At 50.7% G+C, this 19066-nt stretch carries 20 protein-coding genes; 14 read left to right on the top strand and 6 right to left on the bottom strand.

The window, feature by feature from the left end; translation table 11 throughout:
* The first annotated feature begins 48 nt into the window (after positions 1-48).
* The 4 genes from ACUVOF_RS04680 (at position 49) to ACUVOF_RS04695 (ending at position 2140) form a co-directional block, all read left to right on the top strand.
* Positions 49-261, top strand: a complete 213-nt coding sequence (locus ACUVOF_RS04680; RefSeq protein WP_113268930.1) for a con-10 family general stress protein — start codon at positions 49-51, stop codon at positions 259-261.
* Between the two features lie 62 nt (positions 262-323).
* The gene (locus ACUVOF_RS04685; RefSeq protein ID WP_113268931.1) at positions 324-527 is read left to right on the top strand and encodes a hypothetical protein; all 204 of its coding nucleotides are present in this window, start codon (positions 324-326) and stop codon (positions 525-527) included.
* A gap of 225 nt (positions 528-752) precedes the next feature.
* Positions 753-1577: a manganese catalase family protein gene (locus ACUVOF_RS04690; protein WP_113268932.1), complete on the top strand. Its 825-nt coding sequence runs from the start codon at positions 753-755 to the stop codon at positions 1575-1577.
* Between the two features lie 62 nt (positions 1578-1639).
* On the top strand, positions 1640-2140 hold the full coding sequence (locus ACUVOF_RS04695) for a ferritin-like domain-containing protein (protein WP_447043255.1): 501 nt from the start codon (positions 1640-1642) through the stop codon (positions 2138-2140).
* A 151-nt stretch (positions 2141-2291) separates the two neighbouring features.
* Here the strand turns inward: ACUVOF_RS04695 and ACUVOF_RS04700 are convergent, their stop codons facing one another.
* A complete protein-coding gene (locus ACUVOF_RS04700) occupies positions 2292-2888 on the bottom strand; it encodes an SCO family protein (RefSeq protein WP_447043256.1) in 597 nt (198 codons plus the stop codon).
* Between the two features lie 4 nt (positions 2889-2892).
* Positions 2893-3732: a cytochrome c oxidase assembly protein gene (locus ACUVOF_RS04705; protein WP_447043257.1), complete on the bottom strand. Its 840-nt coding sequence runs from the start codon at positions 3730-3732 to the stop codon at positions 2893-2895.
* 180 nt (positions 3733-3912) lie between these two features.
* On the opposite strand from ACUVOF_RS04705, the gene coxB reads away from it, so the two are divergent.
* The 6 genes from coxB to ACUVOF_RS04735 are packed head-to-tail and all read left to right on the top strand — an operon-like array spanning position 3913 to position 9066.
* Entirely contained in the window at positions 3913-4929 is a 1017-nt protein-coding gene (gene coxB, locus ACUVOF_RS04710) for a cytochrome c oxidase subunit II (RefSeq protein WP_447043258.1), read from the top strand.
* On the top strand, positions 4926-6836 hold the full coding sequence (ctaD, locus tag ACUVOF_RS04715; RefSeq protein WP_447043259.1) for a cytochrome c oxidase subunit I: 1911 nt from the start codon (positions 4926-4928) through the stop codon (positions 6834-6836). The genes coxB and ctaD overlap by 4 nt, the downstream gene beginning before the upstream one ends.
* Positions 6833-7444, top strand: coding sequence for a cytochrome c oxidase subunit 3 (locus ACUVOF_RS04720; protein ID WP_447043260.1), 612 nt, complete (start codon positions 6833-6835; stop codon positions 7442-7444). The genes ctaD and ACUVOF_RS04720 overlap by 4 nt, the downstream gene beginning before the upstream one ends.
* A 10-nt stretch (positions 7445-7454) precedes the next feature.
* Positions 7455-7805, top strand: a complete 351-nt coding sequence (locus ACUVOF_RS04725; protein ID WP_447043261.1) for a hypothetical protein — start codon at positions 7455-7457, stop codon at positions 7803-7805.
* The gene (locus tag ACUVOF_RS04730) at positions 7802-8161 is read left to right on the top strand and encodes a c-type cytochrome (RefSeq protein ID WP_447043262.1); all 360 of its coding nucleotides are present in this window, start codon (positions 7802-7804) and stop codon (positions 8159-8161) included. Before ACUVOF_RS04725 ends, ACUVOF_RS04730 begins: the two co-directional genes overlap by 4 nt.
* Positions 8158-9066: a c-type cytochrome gene (locus ACUVOF_RS04735; RefSeq protein WP_447043263.1), complete on the top strand. Its 909-nt coding sequence runs from the start codon at positions 8158-8160 to the stop codon at positions 9064-9066. Before ACUVOF_RS04730 ends, ACUVOF_RS04735 begins: the two co-directional genes overlap by 4 nt.
* Before the next feature lie 153 nt (positions 9067-9219).
* Here the strand turns inward: ACUVOF_RS04735 and ACUVOF_RS04740 are convergent, their stop codons facing one another.
* Both ACUVOF_RS04740 and ACUVOF_RS04745 read right to left on the bottom strand, forming a co-directional pair.
* The gene (locus tag ACUVOF_RS04740; protein WP_447043264.1) at positions 9220-11262 is read right to left on the bottom strand and encodes a CocE/NonD family hydrolase; all 2043 of its coding nucleotides are present in this window, start codon (positions 11260-11262) and stop codon (positions 9220-9222) included.
* 17 nt (positions 11263-11279) lie between these two features.
* A complete protein-coding gene (locus ACUVOF_RS04745; RefSeq protein ID WP_447043265.1) occupies positions 11280-12104 on the bottom strand; it encodes a hypothetical protein in 825 nt (274 codons plus the stop codon).
* Positions 12105-12457: 353 nt separating this feature from the next.
* Here ACUVOF_RS04745 and ACUVOF_RS04750 point away from each other — a divergent pair, with 353 nt between their 5' ends.
* From ACUVOF_RS04750 to ACUVOF_RS04765, 4 genes are all read left to right on the top strand, one after another.
* Positions 12458-13267 carry a Crp/Fnr family transcriptional regulator gene (locus ACUVOF_RS04750; RefSeq protein ID WP_447043266.1) on the top strand — a complete coding sequence of 270 codons (810 nt, stop codon included), beginning with the start codon at positions 12458-12460 and terminating at the stop codon, positions 13265-13267.
* Between the two features lie 111 nt (positions 13268-13378).
* The gene (locus tag ACUVOF_RS04755; protein ID WP_447043267.1) at positions 13379-14020 is read left to right on the top strand and encodes a hypothetical protein; all 642 of its coding nucleotides are present in this window, start codon (positions 13379-13381) and stop codon (positions 14018-14020) included.
* A 144-nt stretch (positions 14021-14164) separates the two neighbouring features.
* Positions 14165-15178 (top strand): ectoine hydroxylase, encoded by a 1014-nt coding sequence (gene thpD, locus ACUVOF_RS04760; protein ID WP_447043268.1) that lies wholly within the window; start codon positions 14165-14167, stop codon positions 15176-15178.
* Positions 15179-15296: 118 nt separating this feature from the next.
* Positions 15297-15962, top strand: a complete 666-nt coding sequence (locus tag ACUVOF_RS04765) for a fumarylacetoacetate hydrolase family protein (protein WP_447043269.1) — start codon at positions 15297-15299, stop codon at positions 15960-15962.
* A 145-nt stretch (positions 15963-16107) separates the two neighbouring features.
* Here the strand turns inward: ACUVOF_RS04765 and speA are convergent, their stop codons facing one another.
* Both speA and ACUVOF_RS04775 read right to left on the bottom strand, forming a co-directional pair.
* Positions 16108-18027, bottom strand: coding sequence for a biosynthetic arginine decarboxylase (speA, locus tag ACUVOF_RS04770; protein WP_447043270.1), 1920 nt, complete (start codon positions 18025-18027; stop codon positions 16108-16110).
* Positions 18024-18983 carry a homoserine kinase gene (locus ACUVOF_RS04775; RefSeq protein ID WP_447043271.1) on the bottom strand — a complete coding sequence of 320 codons (960 nt, stop codon included), beginning with the start codon at positions 18981-18983 and terminating at the stop codon, positions 18024-18026. Before ACUVOF_RS04775 ends, speA begins: the two co-directional genes overlap by 4 nt.
* Positions 18984-19066: the final 83 nt, after the last annotated feature.

Raw genomic sequence — 19066 nt, forward strand, 5'->3', positions numbered from 1 at the left:
AGTAATTAGGACGTAACGTTTTAATTGTTCCACTAAAGGAGCTTTATCATGGTTGATAAACGTAACGATCAAGGAATGTCACGTGAAGAAGCAGGCAAGAAAGGCGGCCAAGCTACTTCTCAAAGTCATGGCAAAGAATTTTATGAAGATATTGGCCATAAGGGTGGTCAGGAAAGTGGTGGCAACTTCGCTAACGATCCTGAGCGTGCCTCAGAAGCTGGCAAGAAAGGCGGAAAAAATAGCCATGGTGGCAATCGTTGAAGCTAATTATCTACGTCACTAACCTGATTGGTTAATGCTTTTTCATAATGCTGGAGAGCGCTATGAATAGTCCAATTAAGGATAAAGATTTTGATATGGTAAGTACGCTATATCATGCTTCGCAAGGAGCAAGTCTGTGTTCACAGTTTTCTCGCGATGCAGAAAGCAACTCAGATCAGGAAGCTCAGGAGTTTTTTGATCGCGTAGCTAGTCAATACAGTGATATTGCTCAGGAAGCAAAAAGATTGCTTAAAGATAAGCTGTAAGCTGTCTGTTAAAGCGAGTGTTTCCTAGCAGTCCAGGTAAAGGACGTGAAAAAAGCGCACAAGGATGAGTGAGAAAGCGCTCAAGGACGAGCAATAAGCTTGCCGATACGGGATGGAGCCCTTATGGCAATCGCATAGACAGCGATGAAAAAAATTAAGGATTAGCCTTAAGCTAACTGTCAGGGAAAGGAGTCCCTGGCGGTCAATATACAAGGAGGATTAAACATGTTTCATCATTCCGGAAAGCTGCAGTACCCCGTCAAAGTAGACAAGCCAAATCCTGAGTTTGCTATGTTGCTTCAGCAAGCCATAGGTGGTATTGAAGGTGAAATTCGCGTTGCGATGCAGTATTTCTTCCAGGCAATGGGTGCACGAGGCGATGACCGCATTCGCGATTTGCTAATGTCAACGGCGACTGAAGAATTATCGCATATTGAAATGTTGGGTCACGCAGTAGCGCTCAACCTGGAAGGAGCGCCCGTCTCGTATCAGGATGAAACTGCCAAAGACCCGGTCATGAACGCCATTCTGGGCGGTATGAATCCACGCCACCTGTTATCGTCAGGCCTTTCGGCAATGCCGGTAAACTCGAACGGTGTGCCTTTTGATATGAGCCATGTATATGCTACCGGGAACATCGGTGCTGATATGTTGGCAAACGCGACTGCGGAAGCTGGCGGCAGGGTGCTTGCTTCACGCTTGTATAACTGGACTGATGATCATGGCATGAAAGACTTTTTATCTTTCTTGATTGCTCGTGATACCTACCATCAACAGCAGTGGTTAGCGGTTATCGAAGAGTTGGGTGGGATGCAGTCGCAGCTTCCTATTCCGAATTCAACGCCTGAAAATCACGAAGCAATGCAGCACTCTTACTATTACCTGAACACGCTTCTCGATAAAGAAGCGCCTAAAGGCCGCTGGGGTGAAGGTCCTTCTCTTGATGGTAAGAGCACCTATTCCGTTGTCAATCAACCTGCCCCAGAAGGCCAGGAGCCTACGCTCGGTAAGGCCAAGCCGCTCTCTGGCGCTCAAAATGAGCAAATGTAATTTTAATTAGTCATTGCTTTAGTACTGGTTTAAAGAGGCTGATTAAATAAGGAGAGAATGCAATGGATAGCAAACATCTGGAAGATTGGCTGCGCGATGCGCATGCCATGGAAAAGCAAGCTGAGAAAATGTTGAAGTCTCAAGCGAGCCGTCTAGAGCATTACCCGCAGTTACAGCGGCGTATTGAAGAGCATATTACAGAGACACAAAATCAGTCCCAGAAGTTGGAACAGTGTCTGACCTTGTTAGGTGCTGATGCCTCTACCATTAAAGATATGGGAGCTCAATTAACAGCTTTTGGTCAGGCCGTGGGCGGCATGATGGCAGAAGATGAAGTTGTTAAGGGCGGTATCGCTTCTTACGCCTTCGAGCATTTCGAGATTGCGAGCTATAAAGCATTAATTAAGGCCGCTGAAATGGCCTCAAAGCCTGAAATTGCCCAGATATGTAAAGAAATACTTCAGGAAGAGATCGCCATGGCCGATTGGCTTAGCCAGCATTTGGATGATACGACGCATGAGTTCTTGGTGCGTGATGATGAAGATCTTCGGGCCAAAACGTAGCGTATTACTCTTTACCTAAGTAGCCACTTACTCAAGTAGCTACTTATCTAAGTAGCAAAGCCCTTTCCCCAGCCTGAATGCTGGGGTTTTTTCCGTGAGTAACTTCACTAAAAATAGCGGCAGTAGTGAGTGGCAGGCGTCAAGACACCACTTAAATCTCCAAGAGGCGATTCAGGTCGGCGATGATAGCTTCCTTAGGGTCGTTTTCCCGGATCAGCAGCTGAGCTTCGCCATTACGGTTGAAAGCGAAGACGGCATTAGAGTGCGATACATCATAGTTACCCGCGTCGTCTTTCTTGCCATAGCCGTACGTGACACGGTAACGGCGTGTCAGTGCCTCCAGCGCCTCCTCATCGCCAGTCAAGCCAGTGAACTCAGGGCCGAACGCATCGGTATACTCCTGCAAAGTGGCGGGGTCATCGCGATCAGGGTCGACGGAAACGAACAGCACCTGCAGATCGTCCTGAGCCGCTTCGCCTAGCTCGCCAGAGATGGCGGCCAAGTTCGCCAGGGTGGCTGGACATATATGCGGACAATGGGTGAAACCGAAGAAGAGCAGGGTCACTTCGCCGGCATAGTCTGCCTCGCTGACCGGCTCGGCTTCTTCACTGATTAGTTCGAATTCCAACGGCGGCATAAGTCCGGAAATATCCTTGGTTTGCCAGGCTGGGTCGGAGCAGCCAGCCAGCCATAAAACTCCTGACAACAGCGCGGTCTTACATCCTGTTTTGTGCAAAGTATTATGCATAGGGTTATCCGTAGCGGTACATGGAAGAATGTTTTCCGAGCAGGCGGCTGATAATGATCAATATTGCTAGCACACTCATCATCGTCGCCGGAATCCAGGTGATCAGGCCGCCGAGTCGTTGGTCGGTCAGTGGGGCCAATGGCCAGGCACGGCCGCACACAGCATAGACATCAAATAGCACGGCATTGCTGAAGGTGAGATAGGCACCTAGCAGCATTTGGGGCGGCACTACCGCAAGTAGTGCGATTATTCGAGCGCCATAGCCGAGCCCGCCTTTTTCGGGTGAACGCGGATCAAGGATTAACCACCAAAAGAGTAGCCCATCGAGCAGCATGCTCCAGTTCATTAACTGGTAGAGGCGATGGCTGAGCATGGCATCAAAATGAATATGGGGAATCAGCCAGAAGTAGATAAGGCCGACAAACAATAGCGGAGCGACGACAGGATGTTGTAATAGCCGATACCCGGGACGTAGCCCTCGAGCCACCATAGAGAAACCTGGGAGTCCATTCACCCAATGAGGCAGGCCAGCGGCGAGTACCGGCAGAGGGGCGGCCAGGGCGATTAAAAATGGCGCTAGATGATGGAGCACCAGATGCTGGCCGCGATGGACGAAGAACATGAATTGTGCCAAATAATCAAAATGGGTTTGAGAGACCGCATAAATAGCCACGACACCAAGAAGGAAGGCGAATGGGTGCCAGAACCCATCATGCTTACCGCAGCGGCGCCGATGAACTAGGCCGCGTACATATAGCCCTGCACCGGCCAGGCAGACGAGTGTCCAGATCGGAGAGAATTCCCAAGGCAGCAGGTAGTAAAAGCTACGTTCGATCTCTCCCATTACTCCTCCTAAAACACAGCATAACGGTAAGGATAGACACTACAGAAAAACTTTCCTGGTTCATCGTGGTTAACCCTTCTTTTTTGTCTAGACTGAAACAAGACATCTGACGTTTTACTCGCGCCTTATATAAAGGTGGCAATAATCATCACGTGTTTTATAAACGGAAATTAAAAAGTCATGCCCTCACGGAAGAGTTACTGGCTGCCTATCTTGACTGGCTTGCCTTTAATTTCACTTCTATCCGCCTGTTCCGGTGTTCAATCGTCTCTTGATCCTGCCGGCGCAGCGGCTCAATTGATCGCTGATTTATGGTGGCCAACGCTGGTGGTGGCCAGTCTGGTCACTGTGCTGGTGCTTGTCCTGTTACTGATCGGGGTATTCCGGGCATTCAGACACCACTCGGCGCGCCCGCTAAGTGCCCGTCAAAGCCGTAATCTGGTGATTGCCGGCGGCATTATTTTACCCCTTTCAGTAACGATTCCTTTTGCTCTCTCCAGTTTTTCCATTGGCCGTACCCTCTATGCGCCACCGCCTGAAGATGCATTAACCATAGAAGTCGTCGGTAAACGGTGGTGGTGGGAAGTCCATTATTTAGACCAAGACGGGAACCGTATCGCCACCACCGCGAATGAGCTGCATGTGCCGGTAGGCGAGACGATTAGGCTGCTGCTGAAGTCTGACAATGTCATCCATAGCTTTTGGGTGCCCAATATCCAGGGCAAAACAGACATGATGCCAGGTCGGGTGAATGTTACTTCGCTGGTCGCGAATGAGCCGGGCGTCTATCGAGGGCAGTGCGCTGAGTATTGTGGAGCGCAGCACGCGCTTATGGCGTTCCTTTTCGTAGCTGAAACCCCAGACGAATTCGCCAATTGGCTGGAGCACCAAAAGCAACCGGCCGTGACACTTGAAACGGCCCAGGCAGTCCAAGGGCGCGAGGTTTTTTCCGATTCAGGATGCGCTGGCTGCCACACCATTCGAGGAACCCAAGCCGATGGGCAGGAGGGGCCGGATTTAACGCACCTGGCCAGCCGCCGGATGCTAGCTGCCGCCACCGTACCTAATCGTATTGGCCACCTGGGAGGCTGGATTACCGACCCACAGCACATCAAACCAGAGAGCCTGATGCCCCCGACCGAACTGACCCCAGATGATTTACAATCTCTACTCAGCTATCTGGGGAGCCTAGAATGACACAGCAACCCAGCCTACAACGCGAAATACATGACTCCCCCGAAGAGACTGAACGCTTAGCCCGCACCTGGCATTCCCCACGCGGCTTTCCCGGTTGGTTCACCCAGGTAAACCAACGGATGATTGGTCGGCGCTTTATTATTACCGGCTTTATCTTCTTCCTACTGGCTGGCGTGCTGGGCTTGCTAATTCGAGCCCAACTGGCTGGTCCCGAGCAGCAAATTCTAGATCCTGGGCTCTATAACCAGTTTTTTACCATGCATGGCACGGTGATGATGTTCTTCTTCGCCATTCCTGTCATGGAAGGCTTCGCCATTTATGTGGTGCCGCTAATGGTAGGCACACGGGATATGGCCTTTCCTCGACTCAACGCCTTCGGCTACTACATTTATTTGATAGGCGGTATCGTTCTGTTCGGCTCACTCCTGATCGGCATGGCACCGGATGCCGGTTGGTTTAACTATGTGCCGTTGGCGGGGAAGGCGTATTCCCCTGGCTACGGGGTGGATATCTGGACCACCATGATCACCTTTATTGAAGTGTCGGCGCTTACAGCGGCGGTAGAGCTGATCGTGACTATTCTTCGGCTGCGAGCACCGGGTATGTCCTTGAATCGTATGCCGCTGTTTGTTTGGGCGGCATTGGTGATGTCGTTCATGATTGTCTTTGCCATGCCTGCCGTTATCGTCAGCAGTACCTTATTGATCCTTGACCGCTTGGTAGATACGCAATTCTTTATCGTTGAAGGCGGCGGGCAGCCTCTGCTCTGGCAGCATCTTTTTTGGTATTTCGGCCATCCAGAGGTTTATATCATCCTGGTGCCGGCGCTTGGCATGATTTCGACAATTATCATTACCTTTACTGGACGACCTATCTTTGGCTATACGGCGTTGGTGTTGTCGGTCGTGTCGATCGGTTTCGTTAGCTTCGGCCTGTGGGTGCATCATATGTTCACGACTGGTTTGCCGCAGCTCGGCATGAGCTTCTTCACTGCCGCCAGTGTCACAATCGCCATTCCCAGCGGCGTGCAAATTTTTTGCTGGATCGCCTCCTTATGGGGGGCCAAAATTCGCTTCGCCACGCCCATGCTATGGGTGTTGGGTTTTTTCGCCATTTTCGTCATCGGGGGCCTCACCGGGGTAATGATTGCCTCGATTCCCTTTGATACCCAAGTACACGATACCTTCTTCCTAGTAGCCCATTTCCATTATGTGCTGATTGGTGGTGCCGTTTTCCCGTTGATCGGTGCGCTCTATTATTGGTGGCCAAAATTCACCGGTCGCCTGATGAGCGAGAAGGGGGGGAAGTGGAGTTTCTGGCTGGCATTTATCGGTTTCAACGTCACGTTTTTCCCCATGCATCAACTGGGGCTCGAAGGGATGCCTCGGCGTGTCTACACCTATACCGCTGAGATGGGCTGGGGCGATTTGAATCTGCTGTCGACGCTTGGCTCATTCGTACTGGCGGCTGGCTTCGTTATTACGCTGATCAATGCGATCTGGAGTCTATATCGCGGCCAGCCTGCAGGAGCGAACCCTTGGAACGCCCCCACGCTGGAGTGGTCGACCGAGTCGCCGCCGCCTGCTTATAACTATCGTCATATCCCCGTGGTGGAAAGCCGTTGGCCTCTGTGGGACTGGCAGGAGCGCGGTGAACGTTTAGTGGTCAGCGGTTTGAGTAGCCGACGCCGTGAGGTAGTGATTACCAGCATTCTGGATGCTGAGCCGGTTGGGGTACAGGTATTGCCACATCCCACAATCTGGCCTTTTATCGCAGCGGTTGCCGCCTCATCAGGATTTATCGGCATTATCTTTCATCCTATCTTTTTTGTGATGGGATTCTTTCTGGTTTTCTTCGCCATGGTCGGTTGGTTTTGGCCCAGGCGCCCTTGGAAGGAGGAAGGATGAGAGTATTTGAAGGCGTCGACGTAACGGACATGCCCCGCTTACACCCAGATAAACGAGCGCCTTTGTGGTGGGGCATCCTGGGTTTGATTACCATTGAGTCGGCGGTTGTGTTGGCGTTTTGTGTGAGCTATCTCTATCTGGCCTTTCATGCCGAGGCTTGGCCGCCCTTGGGTGAGTCGCCGCCACCGCTGTTATGGCCCAGCATCAACTTGGGATTGCTATTGCTTAGTTGTATCACGATGTTTGCCGCTGGCCAGGGGATTAATCGCGGTAATAAGCGGGTGCTGGCGATTGGCGTCACCATTAGCGTGCTGTTGGCCTCTACGGTGCTGGTGCTGCGCTCATTAGAGCTGATGGCTTATGACGTTAGCTGGAAAGACCACTCGTACGGGGCCATCGTTTGGACCATTTCCGGCTTTCATTACGTGCATGTCACTTCTATGGTTCTGGGGAGTACCGTTATTGCCATTCTGGCATGGCGCGGATATTTCACCCAAGCGCGGCAGATTGGTGTGGTGGTCGATACCAATTATTGGTACTTCGTATGTTTTGCCTGGGTTCCCTTTTATTTACTGCTTTATTGGGGGCCACGTATTTATGCCGGTTGAAACGCGCAGAATGAAAGTGCTTCACCCGCTACTGCTGTGGGTTGGTTGGGTTATCGGCCCGGTCGCCTGGGCACTACACCTGTTAATAAGCTATGTGCTCGTAACGTGGGTATGCGAGACCGGACACCACTGGACGTTACATGCGACAACCTTGGTGACCTTGGTCATGAGCCTTATCGGCGTATGGCTTACCTGGCGGCAGTGGGGTGTGGCGGGGAGACAATGGCCGGGAGGTGGCGGCAACAGGTCATCTTCGCGGATACAGTTCATGGCGGTGGGTGGTTTAATTCTCAGCGTATTATCAGCGCTGCTCATCGTGGCCGAAGGCATCCCCAATTTTTTCCTAGGGGCATGCTTATGAACGCAAAGGTACTTGTTTGCCTGGTATTGCTATTGTCCGTTACTGGGTGCGGCAGCGAAGAAACAACGTCCTCGCTGGGCGACCCCGTGAAGGGGAAGGCGGCGATTGCTGAGTATGGTTGTGGTAGTTGCCATGCCATACCTGATGTGCCGGGCGCAAACGGCCGAACCGGCCCAACCCTTGAGCGCATTGCTAAGCGTACCTACCTGGCAGGGGTATTGCCTAACACGCCTGAAGACATGGTGCGTTGGATTCGTGCTCCTGAGACGATCGATCCACGCACGGCGATGCCGAATATGGCTGTCAGCGTTGGCGATGCCCGTGATATCACCGCTTACCTGTACACATTGAAATGACTATTCGAACCCGACAACGTTTAATTGAAAGAATCCGCAAGCGCGTGCTGATCCGCTTGGCGCTAGGCCTTGTCGGCGTAGCTATCGCCATGGCAGTGGGCGCGGTCATGTTCATTTTCTGGGGAGTTTATAACGTCTCCGCCTTACAGCAGCATACGGAGCCAGTTTATTCCGTTCTTACCACTGCCTTGGACCGTTCGATTAGCCAGCGAGCCGAGGAAATCGACGTGCCGTCGCTGGACGACCCGGCCATGGCGCAGCAGGGACTCATATACTATCGCGACAAATGCGTGCAATGCCATGGAGCTCCCGGTGTGGCGCGCCAGGATGTAGGCAAGGGCATGACACCGGTCCCGCCGAACTTGGCGCATACCGCAAGCAATCGCACGCCTGCTGAGATATTCTGGGCAATCAAACACGGCATTAAAATGACGGGGATGCCGAGCTGGCAGTTTATTTTCACCGATGAGGAAATCTGGGAAATTGTCGCCTTTATGAGGCAGATGTCTAAGCTATCTCCCGTCGAGTATCAAGCCATTGCCGCTAGGGTGGATAGCAAAGAAGCAGCCCAGACGGAAGAAACTGCAGCTTCTTCAGGCAGGCCGGTAACTGCCCCAGAGGCCCTTCCCAATGCCGATCGCGGCCGTTTAGCAATGTATGGTTATGCATGTATTGCCTGTCATCGGATTCCCGGTTTAGTCGGGCCGCAAGCGGATGTCGGCCCACCATTGGCGGGTATTGGCGCACGTCGATACATCGCTGGGGTACTTACAAATAACGAAGACAATATGGTGCATTGGCTTCGTCATCCTACTCAGGTGGATCCGTTGACCGCCATGCCTGACCTGGACGTCACGGAGCAGGATGCCAGAGATATGGCGGCTTATCTTGAGGCGCTGAAATAAGATTGGCAAAAAGGACAGCCTGCCGGGCACCCTACCTTGAATTAACGTCCTTGGCTTAGTGCGTTTCGCCATATCCGCCACCCATTGAGCATACTCAACGGGTGGCAGAGGGTTTGCGGTGACGGTTGGTGATTGAAATAGAGATAATAGAATCTAGACGTTATCTCGAGGGATGACACTTTCCCAGTTTTTAGAGAAGACACGATACTCATTTTCATAAGCATCAAGCTGGGCATGGACAATGAAATTATCGACAGTGCAGCTTAGCGTGGTCCTTGTGTACACTTCTGTATTCCAATCGCCTCTTTTAAAGCAGGATTCTGTGATCGTTTCACCCCGTGCGGAAGTGAAATCATCATCAACTGTGCGGTAATACTCGCGGGCGCTGCGATGAATGTCTGTACCAATGTCATTAATACGAAAACGGCCCTGGTTGTTAATCACTTCAAGGGTCGATGCTTTAGTGGCCAAGTCTCGATGCAATAGCCAGTTATGTTCGCTAGGCTCCAATAGCGTGGTAGCAAGCGGAGGTGCCGATTGTGGTTCATCAAACGGTGAAAGGTCGGCGTCGTTCGTTTGCGGCTCCCTAACGGGAAGCGTTAGCTTACAATTCTTCAAATGAATATTTACTTGTGCAGGCTCTGGCGGTAACCACGCGAGTGGCCAATAAGAAGTCGATATAGAGACTCTCAATTGGTGGCCAGCTGGGAACTGTTGCGCTATCCCATTGAGCAATACCTTCACGCGATAGTGGCGGTTAGGCTCCAGGGGTTCTGGGTGTGCGTCACCATCTCTGTGAGAAAGGTTGAGTAATCCATAGGACACCCGTGTTGACTTACCATCCGGGGCTACGTCTGAAAGGCGTACTGCCAACATCGCTTGGGGTTTGTTACTCGATACCTCTAGCTCTAATGTGGGCATACCAAAAATACAAAGCGGTGAGGTTAAGCTGGGTGTGCTAAAGATAAGCGAGCCGCCGTCCTCTTCTCGCTGATCACCAGGCAGGTCCGGGGTAGCTGTATAAGAACACCATTTACCCGCTTCCAGCCCGACGCTAAGCGGTGACTGTAAAGCCATCGAGGCATACTCATCAGTGTCACTAAGTGCTGGCTGGCTTTCTGGCTCTGCCACTAGCTGATAGGGCAACAAAGCGTAACCGCGCTCTTGGACATTATTCGTTGGCCACTGGCACTCGCCTATCCAGCGGCCGGGCCTGTCGTCATAAGAGTTATCGGGAGGCAGGCTATCTTGTTGCCATGCTCTCAGCATAGGTTCATCCATGATCCCGTTCGGCTCATCTTTTAACCAATAATCCCACCAACGAAGTGCTTCTTGCAGAAACCCAATGGCGGGCCCCGGCATTCCCTGGTGCGGGTATTTATGTCCCCAAGGGCCTATCAGACCCTTACGCGGCACCTGAAGGTGCTCCATTAACCTAAAGACCGTATTTGTAAACCCATCGGCCCAACCCCCGATCGCGTAAACCGGACAGCGTATGGAGGAGTAATATTCACAGACAGAACTGGTCGACCAGTAAGCGTCTCGACGTTGATGCTTAAGCCACTGATCGATCCATAAACCGCTTTTTTCCATGCGCTCAAACCACATGTCTCGCCAGCTCTCGCCAACGATCTCTGGATCAGGTGGTAACGCATTAAAGGCAAACATGACGGTCGCTTCAGATAAGTTATCGCCCAATAAGCACCCACCCATATAGTGCATATTATCAGCGTAAAGGTCGTCACTGGCACAAATGCTAATAATGGCTTTAAGCGCGGGGGGCTGCTTGGCAGCCACTTGCAGACTATTAAAACCACCCCAGGAGATGCCCATCATGCCTACCTTGCCATTGCACCAATCCTGTTTGGCAATCCACTCTATAGCATCAACCGCATCTTGTTGTTCCTGCTGGGTATACTCATCAGTCAGTACCCCATCTGAATCGCCACTTCCGCGCATATCAACACGCACACAGACATAGCCGTGTCCCGCTAGATACGCATGGTTAGTCGCATCTCTGCCTCGCGTAATATCCCGTTTACGGTAAGGGATATACTCCATGATGGCGGGCAGCGGTGAAGACTCCGCCTTCTCAGGAAGCCAAATACGGGCGGCTAGCCTTTTTCCGTCCCGCATAGGAATGAAGACGTTCTCAATTTCACGTATTGAATAGGGAAATGATTCTACTATATGCATGATCGCCTCTTATTTGCTCATTCGTCTAAATGTTCGATGTCAAACTTGAGAGCTTTCAAGCAGTTCTGAAACTGCTCCTCAACTTGGTCCTGATTATCGTCTACCTCACTCCATATGAATTCAATATTGAAGCAGGCGTTATCGTAACCAATATGCTCAAGAAATTTTCTGGGAACTTCAACCATTTTATGATGGTCATGTTCGGGATAGTTGCTGGAGTACGCTAACCGATCAAACAGCGTGTTTGGAATGTTTGATTTAGGCTGCGAAGTAATGCCACTCACATTTAACTCACCTTGAAACATAGTTTCTTGAGGAGCGCCTAATTGGTTAGTATTGATTATTACTTCTTTAATGGCTGGATCGAAATTTTCATTTTTACAGTCGTAATGAGAAGAGAATGCTTTTACGGGGTTAATCCCAAAAGGATAATTTAATGTAACGTGCTCAAACGGTAAATCTGCAAAGGGCTCAACCCCACAAAAACGAGGTACAATCTCAGAAATAACCTGACGCTGCTCCATTCGGCTCCAGCGTTTATGTTCGCATTTTAAAACGCTGGTCACGGCAGAGGAGGGAATTCCATGCTCTTTGCAGAGCATAGGTACCAAGGCACTGGTAGAAAAGTCCCATTGAGCAATAATGGCATCAACGGAGTCTGAGAAGGATGCTAATTCTTCTCTTGCTGAGGATAATCCATCTCTAAACGAGAAATTTTCTGCCTCAACTGCCATGCCTGCAGTTAGCAGGCCATGTATCTCCGGATCCTCACTTTGCCACAAAGTGCCAAGTATCGCTTTTTGCTTCTCCTCTAGCGCTACTGTAAAGACATCCCTTTTCATGATACGTCCCTTAAAGATTGAAAGTAGCGATAATATGAAAGTCTCTAAATGATCATACTTACCAACAATAACATAGGTTATAACATTGAAATGATATCTGTTGTTCAATGAAAATTAAGCCGTTGTGATAGTCAAGTTTTATAGTTATAAAGCATGGATTTTTAAAGGTAAAATCATGAGTGGTATGGCTTTTTAACAATTGTTAAAAACATAGCATGCTGGTGGCAAAATTGATCTTGTTGGTTGTCACATCGTTAGCTATAGTTTTGCATAATTTAGCTTTAAAGGTGTGCACATATTTTAACTTGAATTTTAGCAATATAATTTTTGTCTAACTACAAGGGAGTGTGGAGATGACGAATAATGCGATTGATATACATAGCGAAGTTGTCAGAGGAAGCAGTGGCTATGCTCAAATACCCGACGTGACAATGCTACAAACCAAGATGACGACTCTTGGCAATATTCTAAGCCGCTATGGTGGGCTCGGATCGGAAGCGTTGGATAAACTATCCGCTATTAATCTTAAAAGTATGGAGTTTAAGAGAAATCAAAAACTATATTCTTTATGCCAAGGGAGGGCGGAAATATTCATAGTGAAACAAGGCTGGGTCAGTTTGTGCCACTCGATTAAGAATCGTGGGCAAGATATATGCAATGTTTATATGCCGGGTGATATTGTCGGTATCCGAGAGAGTTTTTTTGATAATCATGATATTACTTTATTGGCACTGCAGAATTGCCTGTTAGATAAAGTGTCTGTTGATGATGTACATGCTCTTTTTAAAGATTATTCAGATATTAAAAGTGCGGTCGTTTCTTATATAATGGTTAACGACAATATTGCTATTGAAAGATTAAGGAGCTGTACCCACCATAAAGCAGAAGAGCGTGTAGCGCATTTCTTACTTGAGGTATATGCCAGGTATAAGTTTAAAGGGATGATTGACTCAAATGTATTCGCTTTTCCTATCACGCAGGAAGTGGTGGGCGAGCTTTTGGGCATTACCAACGTTCATGTCAGTCGCTGTATGACGGCGTTAGAACAAAAAAAGATGATCCGTAAAAGTAGAAATACTATCAAGCTTTTGGAGCCTGAGCTGTTAGCTGAATATACAGGATTTGATGAGTCTCTTATTTATGGGCATGTTCGCTTGGTTTAATGGAAAGTTTAATACAAGGTTTATGCTTTGATGTGGGGCTTTCGTGAGAATGAGGAAGTCCTGGCTATTGATGCTTTTTTTATGCTTATGAAAATTTTTAAGTGAATATTTATGCTTGAAAAGTATTATGACCCAGTGATGGCTTTTGTAGAGGTAGGTACTTTTCTTGTATGGATTGCTTTTGCCCAGCTTTTTTATTTACAAGCTCGGCGTCAGCGTCGACCTCGCTTTATTATTCATATGGAAGGCCATGACTGTAAAGATATGAGGCTTGTTTTTACTAACATGGCGGGTGAAGCCGTTTATGTTAGAAATGTGTTCTTTAACGTTGAAGATAGTGTCTCTAAAGAGTTGTATAATCTCGAAGATTTGCATGGAAAAATGCTTTTTAAAAAAGAAGTTTATGATGAGAACAAAAAGGAGTATCAGGGCACTATAGTGCCAGGTACATGCGTTAAAATAGAAATTGGTGGTATTTTTCATCCTTGTGTTTCACAAGATTATAAATACCATCAACAGGATGCTGTTAGTGTTATGTCAGGTGACACTATTAATGTGTTTGTTGTTTTTATCCATGGTCCAGATAATGCGTTTTTGGGTGCTTCTAGACATTTCAAGTTTAAGCATTCTTCAAAGGGCGATTTTTTTGAAGCGTTAAACTGGGATACTACGTCCTGGTCAACCCGCCATGAACGGAACAAGTTAATGAAGGCTTTAAAGCAGGAGCGCAATGATTATCCTGGTTTTGATTAAAGGGAGGAGTAACGGATTTCAGCATTATTCTCGTAACACACGTTATGAAAGTCGCTATTAACCTTGCATGCTGATTTTGTTTGTCTACGCTATCCCCTGCAACATTGTTCGATCTGAAACCTAATCATACAAGGAGTGGATTAGATGACAGTCAAAAGCACACCGCTAAATTCTGTAACCGCCCATAAGCAATATAGCGAAATGGCCGATACCCCCAGCGTTCACAACACTCAGGTTCACAACACTCAGGTTCAGCGCACACAGGGGCAGGATGCCTACCCGTCGCGTTTGTCCTACACCCCTGAAAGCACTTGGCTGCCGCGCAAGGATGCAGTCGTCAAGGGTCGCCAGCTTTCCGGCCCCTTAAGTCAAGCGCAACTTGATGAATTCGAGCGTAAAGGGTTTTTGTTTATCCCCAACCTGATTGAAGGCGCTGAGCTTGATGAGCTGCGTCAAGAAATGAAGGCGCTGATGAGCAAAGATGAATACCGTGATAAAGAATTCAGCGTTACGGAGCCCGAAAGCCAAGAAATTCGCTCGCTGTTTGCGGTGCACTTCCTCTCTGAGCGATTGGGTAAGCTGGCCAGCGATGAGCGTGTCGCAGGGGCTGCTCGTCAAATCATTGGTGATGACCCATACGTGCATCAGTCACGGATTAACTATAAGCCTGGATTTGCCGGTAAGGGCTTTAACTGGCATTCCGATTTTGAAACGTGGCACGCGGAAGATGGCATGCCTGCTATGCATGCGGTTAGCGCCTCGCTGATTCTAACCGACAACCACGAGTTCAACGGCCCTTTAATGCTGATTCCTGGTTCGCACAAGAAGTTTGTGCCGTGCCTGGGAGAAACGCCGGCAGATAACCACAAAAGCTCGCTTAAAGCGCAAGAAGTGGGTGTGCCTAGCCCTGAAGCGCTTACCGAGTTAGTGGCTGAACATGGCATTGAGGCGCCGAAAGGCAAGGCTGGCGGTTTGCTTTTGTTCGATTGCAATACGCTGCACGCTTCGAATGCGAACCTTTCACCCGATCCGCGTAGCAATGTTTTCTTTGTTTTTAACCGCTTGGATAACCGTTGTGATGCGCCTTATGCAGCGGCTAAACAACGGCCTGATTTCTTGGCCCACAGCCCTGATCAGCAGGCGCAGCAATATCGCTAACGTGAAGTGGGGAAACAAATTCATGGCCAGAGGGTGTGGAACCCTCGTATAGGTGGGGTAAACTGTTGTGCCTGTCGTTGCGAATGCGGCACGCATAATGAGAAGGAGAATGCCCGCCATGCGTTTTGTCCCACAGTTTACTGACGGCCAGGAGTTTCCCCACACGCTGGGCAAGGTTGTCTGCATCGGCCGTAATTATGCCGAACATGCAAAAGAGCTGGATAATCCAGTTCCCACAGAACCGCTGCTGTTCATAAAACCATCGACCAGCGTTGTGGATCTGACCAAACCGTTGGATCCGCCGTTTTCTCGCGGCGACGTGCATTATGAAGCAGAGCTTGCGCTATTAGTGGGTGAAACCTTAACCCATGCCACTATGGATGAAGCCGAGCGTGCGATTGTCGGTATTGGACTGGCAATGGATTTAACACTGCGCGATATCCAGACAACGTTAAAAGAGAAAGGGCACCCGTGGGAAATCGCCAAAGCGTTTGATGGTGCTTGCCCGCTTTCGCCTTTTCTGCCTTTAAGCCGTGTTCCCAACTGGAATGCGCTAGCATTCACGCTGGAGATTGACGGTGAAGAGCGCCAGCACGGTGAGGGAGCTGATATGATTTTTGCAATCCCTTCCCTGGTGGCTGAAATGAGCCGCCACTTTACCCTCGTACCCGGCGACGTCATTTTGACCGGTACACCTTCAGGTGTTGGAGAGCTTGTTCGCGGCTCATCCTTGCGCTTAACCTTAACGGGCGGTTTGGAAGTCAACACCAGCGTAGTGGAGTAAGGACGAGAGTGGAGTAAGGACGAGACTGAGTATAGAAAGCTGCGAACAGTAGTGTTAAATCGATAGAAACGCCACCTCACAATTAAGGTGGCGTTTCTAGTTTGGGATCGTTCAAACCGGGCTATTCAAAAGGCTATTCAAGAGGCTATTCAAGATAGGTGTAGCCTTCGAGCCCTTCGCTTAAGCTTGCTGCAAAGCGTGCTTGCTCTTCGCCAGAAAAGCCGCTTGCCGCTAACTGATCAGTGAGCTTTTGCTTGAGCACATTGGCATTGAAGTTAACGTAGGCAAGTACTTGCGCCACCGAATCACCCGCCAGGGGGTTGGAAAGTGTCCACTCGCCGTCTGTATTAAGCGCGGCATCAACAGAGTCGGTGTCGCCAAACAGGTTATGCAGGTCACCAAGGATTTCCTGATAGGCACCCACCAGAAAGAACCCTAACCAGCGTTCATCCTCAGAGGCCCACTCTGGAAGTGGTAGCGTGCTTTCCACACCCTGACCGTCGACGTAGCTGTCGATGCGGCCGTCTGAGTCGCAGGTAATGTCCTGGATGACTGCCCGCCGTGTCGGCGCTTGATCCAAGCCACTGAGGGGCAGCACGGGGAATATCTGCTCGATACCCCAAACATCAGGCACTGACTGGAACAGCGAGAAGTTGACGAACAGCTTATCAGCGAGCTTCTCCGCTAACTCGTCCAGAATTTCGCGATGGGCACGGTTGCGGGTGTCGAGCTGCGTGCGCAGTCGCGCGCAGGCGGCCATATAGACACGCTCGCCTTCGGCACGGGCGGTAATGTCACTCAGGCCCATCACAAAACGATCCTGCAGCTCGCTTACTGCTTGCAGCAGGTCGTGCCAGGCTTCTACCAGCACTCGTGGCTCTTGGGTATCGGCCAATTGGTCAAATACCCGCCACAGCTCTTCTACCTGTGAGTCCTGTTCCTGGGTGACGCGCTCAGGCGGCGTGGCATTAACGCGCTCTTCACCAATCACATTGGTTATCAGCACCGCATGATGGGCGGTCAGCGAGCGGCCCGATTCGCTGATCAGATGGGGCTGGGGCAGGTCGGCTTCCTGACAAAGCTGGGAAAAAGCGCTGACCACGTTACGGGCGTACTCCTGCATGGAGTAGTTCGCCGAGCAGTAGCTGCGCGAGCGGGTACCTTCGTAATCAATCCCCAAGCCGCCACCAACGTCCACGGTATCGATGGGCGCGCCCAACTGCATCAGGTTTTGATAGAAGCGAGCGCATTCGCGCAGGCCGCGCTGGATATCGCGGATATTGGCGATCTGGGAGCCTAAGTGGAAGTGTACTAACTGCAGGCTTTCCAGCGCGTCTTCGTGACGTAGCGTTTCGACCACGTCAAGAATCTGACTGGCGGTCAGGCCGAACTTGGATTTTTCACCGCCGGTATTCTGCCACTTACCTTTGCCCACCGAGGCCAGGCGGGCGCGCAGGCCGATACGGGGCTTCACCTCAAGCTCGCGGGCCTCTTCCAAAATCAGCTGCAGCTCGGAGAGCTTCTCGACCACCAAATAGACCTTATGACCGAGTTTTTCACCCAGCAGCGCCAAGCGCACGTACTCGCGATCTTTATAGCCATTGCAAACGATCAGTGAGGAGCCGCCGTCGGAAAGTGCCAGCACGGCCAACAGCTCCGGCTTGCTGCCCGCTTCCAGCCCGACACGGCCGCTACCGCGCTCAGCGGTGGCCAAAATCTCTTCTACCACTCGGCGCTGCTGATTCACTTTGATCGGGTAAACGGCGGTGTAGCCGCCCTGGTACTCACAGTCACTCATGGCGGCATCAAAAGCGCCGCATAGCTGTTCAACCCGGTCGTGGAGAATATCGCTAAAACGCACCAGTACAGGCAGGCGTAACCCGGCACTTTGCAGTTGGCGAACCAGCCCGCTCAGGGGCAAGGCGGGGCCTTCTGCATCGCTGCCCAGCGGGCGCACCAGGGCTTGGCCGTGGTCATCCACGTCGAAGTAACCGCTGCCCCATTGATCGATATTCCAGGTGCGCCGAGCGCGTAGCGCAGGACTAGTAGTGGCCGTCACAGTCATACAGAAACCTCAGGCAGCGGCAGCGCACCGTGAACAATGCGCGCATTTAAAATGGTTCGGAAACGTTCGGGATCATGAGGCGTTAAATCGTGGGCAGGCGGGTCAACGTAAACCACTAATAGGCGCGACAGCCAGTAGCGCAGCGCCGTCATGCGTAGCATGGTGGGCCACAGTTCCCGCTCATCAGTCGTTAATGGCCGGCGTGCCAGATAGGCGCTCAAAAGGGTATTGTAGCGCTCCGCATTGAGCGTGCCATCGTCGTTCGAAGCCCAGTCGTTGATCACAATCGCCAGGTCAAACAGCAGGTCGCCGGTGCAGCCATTATAAAAGTCGATAATACCGCCAAGCTGATCTCCTTCGAACAAGGTGTTGTCGCGAAATAGGTCACCATGCAGAGCCCCTTGCGGGAGCTCCCCGTGCTGACTGAAGGCGCTTTCGAAATCATCGACCTCGTCTTTCATCAATGTTTGATCAGCCGGGCTTAAATAGCTCAACACTTTATGGTGCATCACATGCAGCCAGTTCAGATCTCGCGGGTTCGGGCGGTGGCCGGGAAAGCGCTTCGACACCACGTGCAGGCGGCCCAGGATATCGCCCAATGCGTGACACTGAGCTAGGTTGGGAGCCTCTGGGTGGCGACCAGGCAGGCGCGGAAACAACAACGCCGGTTTACCCTCCAGACTATGCAGCGCAACGCCTTCGCGGTCATGTACCGTGCCGGGCACCGGTAGGCGGTGCTCGTCTAAATAATCCAGCAGTTCAACAAAGAACGGCAGCTCTTCGTGCTCGCCCTGCTCGAACAGCGTTAAAACGAGTTCGCGGCGATCGGTGGTCACAAAAAAAGTCGAATTTTCGGTTCCACCCGCTACTCCCTGAAGAGAAACGAAGCTACCAACATCAAATTTTTCTAAAAACGCGGCGACCTGTGCGTCGCTAAGCGGGGTGAATACAGCCATGAGAGTCTCGCCCAGGTTGCTAAGCCCATTATTGTAGCGGCTTGGTCGCTCAGTTGGCAGCGTTGTTGTCTTCGTTAATGGAG

The organism is Vreelandella sp. H-I2 (genome assembly GCF_052959335.1).

Coding starts and splice junctions, on each gene's coding strand:
- ctaD (WP_447043259.1), top strand. CDS start 4,926: ATGACACAGCAACCCAGCCTACAACGCGAAATACATGACTCCCCCGAA.
- coxB (WP_447043258.1), top strand. CDS start 3,913: ATGCCCTCACGGAAGAGTTACTGGCTGCCTATCTTGACTGGCTTGCCT.
- speA (WP_447043270.1), bottom strand. CDS start 18,027: ATGACTGTGACGGCCACTACTAGTCCTGCGCTACGCGCTCGGCGCACC.
- ACUVOF_RS04700 (WP_447043256.1), bottom strand. CDS start 2,888: ATGCATAATACTTTGCACAAAACAGGATGTAAGACCGCGCTGTTGTCA.
- ACUVOF_RS04680 (WP_113268930.1), top strand. CDS start 49: ATGGTTGATAAACGTAACGATCAAGGAATGTCACGTGAAGAAGCAGGC.
- ACUVOF_RS04730 (WP_447043262.1), top strand. CDS start 7,802: ATGAACGCAAAGGTACTTGTTTGCCTGGTATTGCTATTGTCCGTTACT.
- ACUVOF_RS04750 (WP_447043266.1), top strand. CDS start 12,458: ATGACGAATAATGCGATTGATATACATAGCGAAGTTGTCAGAGGAAGC.
- ACUVOF_RS04695 (WP_447043255.1), top strand. CDS start 1,640: ATGGATAGCAAACATCTGGAAGATTGGCTGCGCGATGCGCATGCCATG.
- ACUVOF_RS04690 (WP_113268932.1), top strand. CDS start 753: ATGTTTCATCATTCCGGAAAGCTGCAGTACCCCGTCAAAGTAGACAAG.
- ACUVOF_RS04765 (WP_447043269.1), top strand. CDS start 15,297: ATGCGTTTTGTCCCACAGTTTACTGACGGCCAGGAGTTTCCCCACACG.
- ACUVOF_RS04740 (WP_447043264.1), bottom strand. CDS start 11,262: ATGCATATAGTAGAATCATTTCCCTATTCAATACGTGAAATTGAGAAC.
- ACUVOF_RS04755 (WP_447043267.1), top strand. CDS start 13,379: ATGCTTGAAAAGTATTATGACCCAGTGATGGCTTTTGTAGAGGTAGGT.
- ACUVOF_RS04725 (WP_447043261.1), top strand. CDS start 7,455: ATGAAAGTGCTTCACCCGCTACTGCTGTGGGTTGGTTGGGTTATCGGC.
- ACUVOF_RS04720 (WP_447043260.1), top strand. CDS start 6,833: ATGAGAGTATTTGAAGGCGTCGACGTAACGGACATGCCCCGCTTACAC.
- ACUVOF_RS04705 (WP_447043257.1), bottom strand. CDS start 3,732: ATGGGAGAGATCGAACGTAGCTTTTACTACCTGCTGCCTTGGGAATTC.
- ACUVOF_RS04735 (WP_447043263.1), top strand. CDS start 8,158: ATGACTATTCGAACCCGACAACGTTTAATTGAAAGAATCCGCAAGCGC.
- ACUVOF_RS04775 (WP_447043271.1), bottom strand. CDS start 18,983: ATGGCTGTATTCACCCCGCTTAGCGACGCACAGGTCGCCGCGTTTTTA.
- thpD (WP_447043268.1), top strand. CDS start 14,165: ATGACAGTCAAAAGCACACCGCTAAATTCTGTAACCGCCCATAAGCAA.
- ACUVOF_RS04745 (WP_447043265.1), bottom strand. CDS start 12,104: ATGAAAAGGGATGTCTTTACAGTAGCGCTAGAGGAGAAGCAAAAAGCG.
- ACUVOF_RS04685 (WP_113268931.1), top strand. CDS start 324: ATGAATAGTCCAATTAAGGATAAAGATTTTGATATGGTAAGTACGCTA.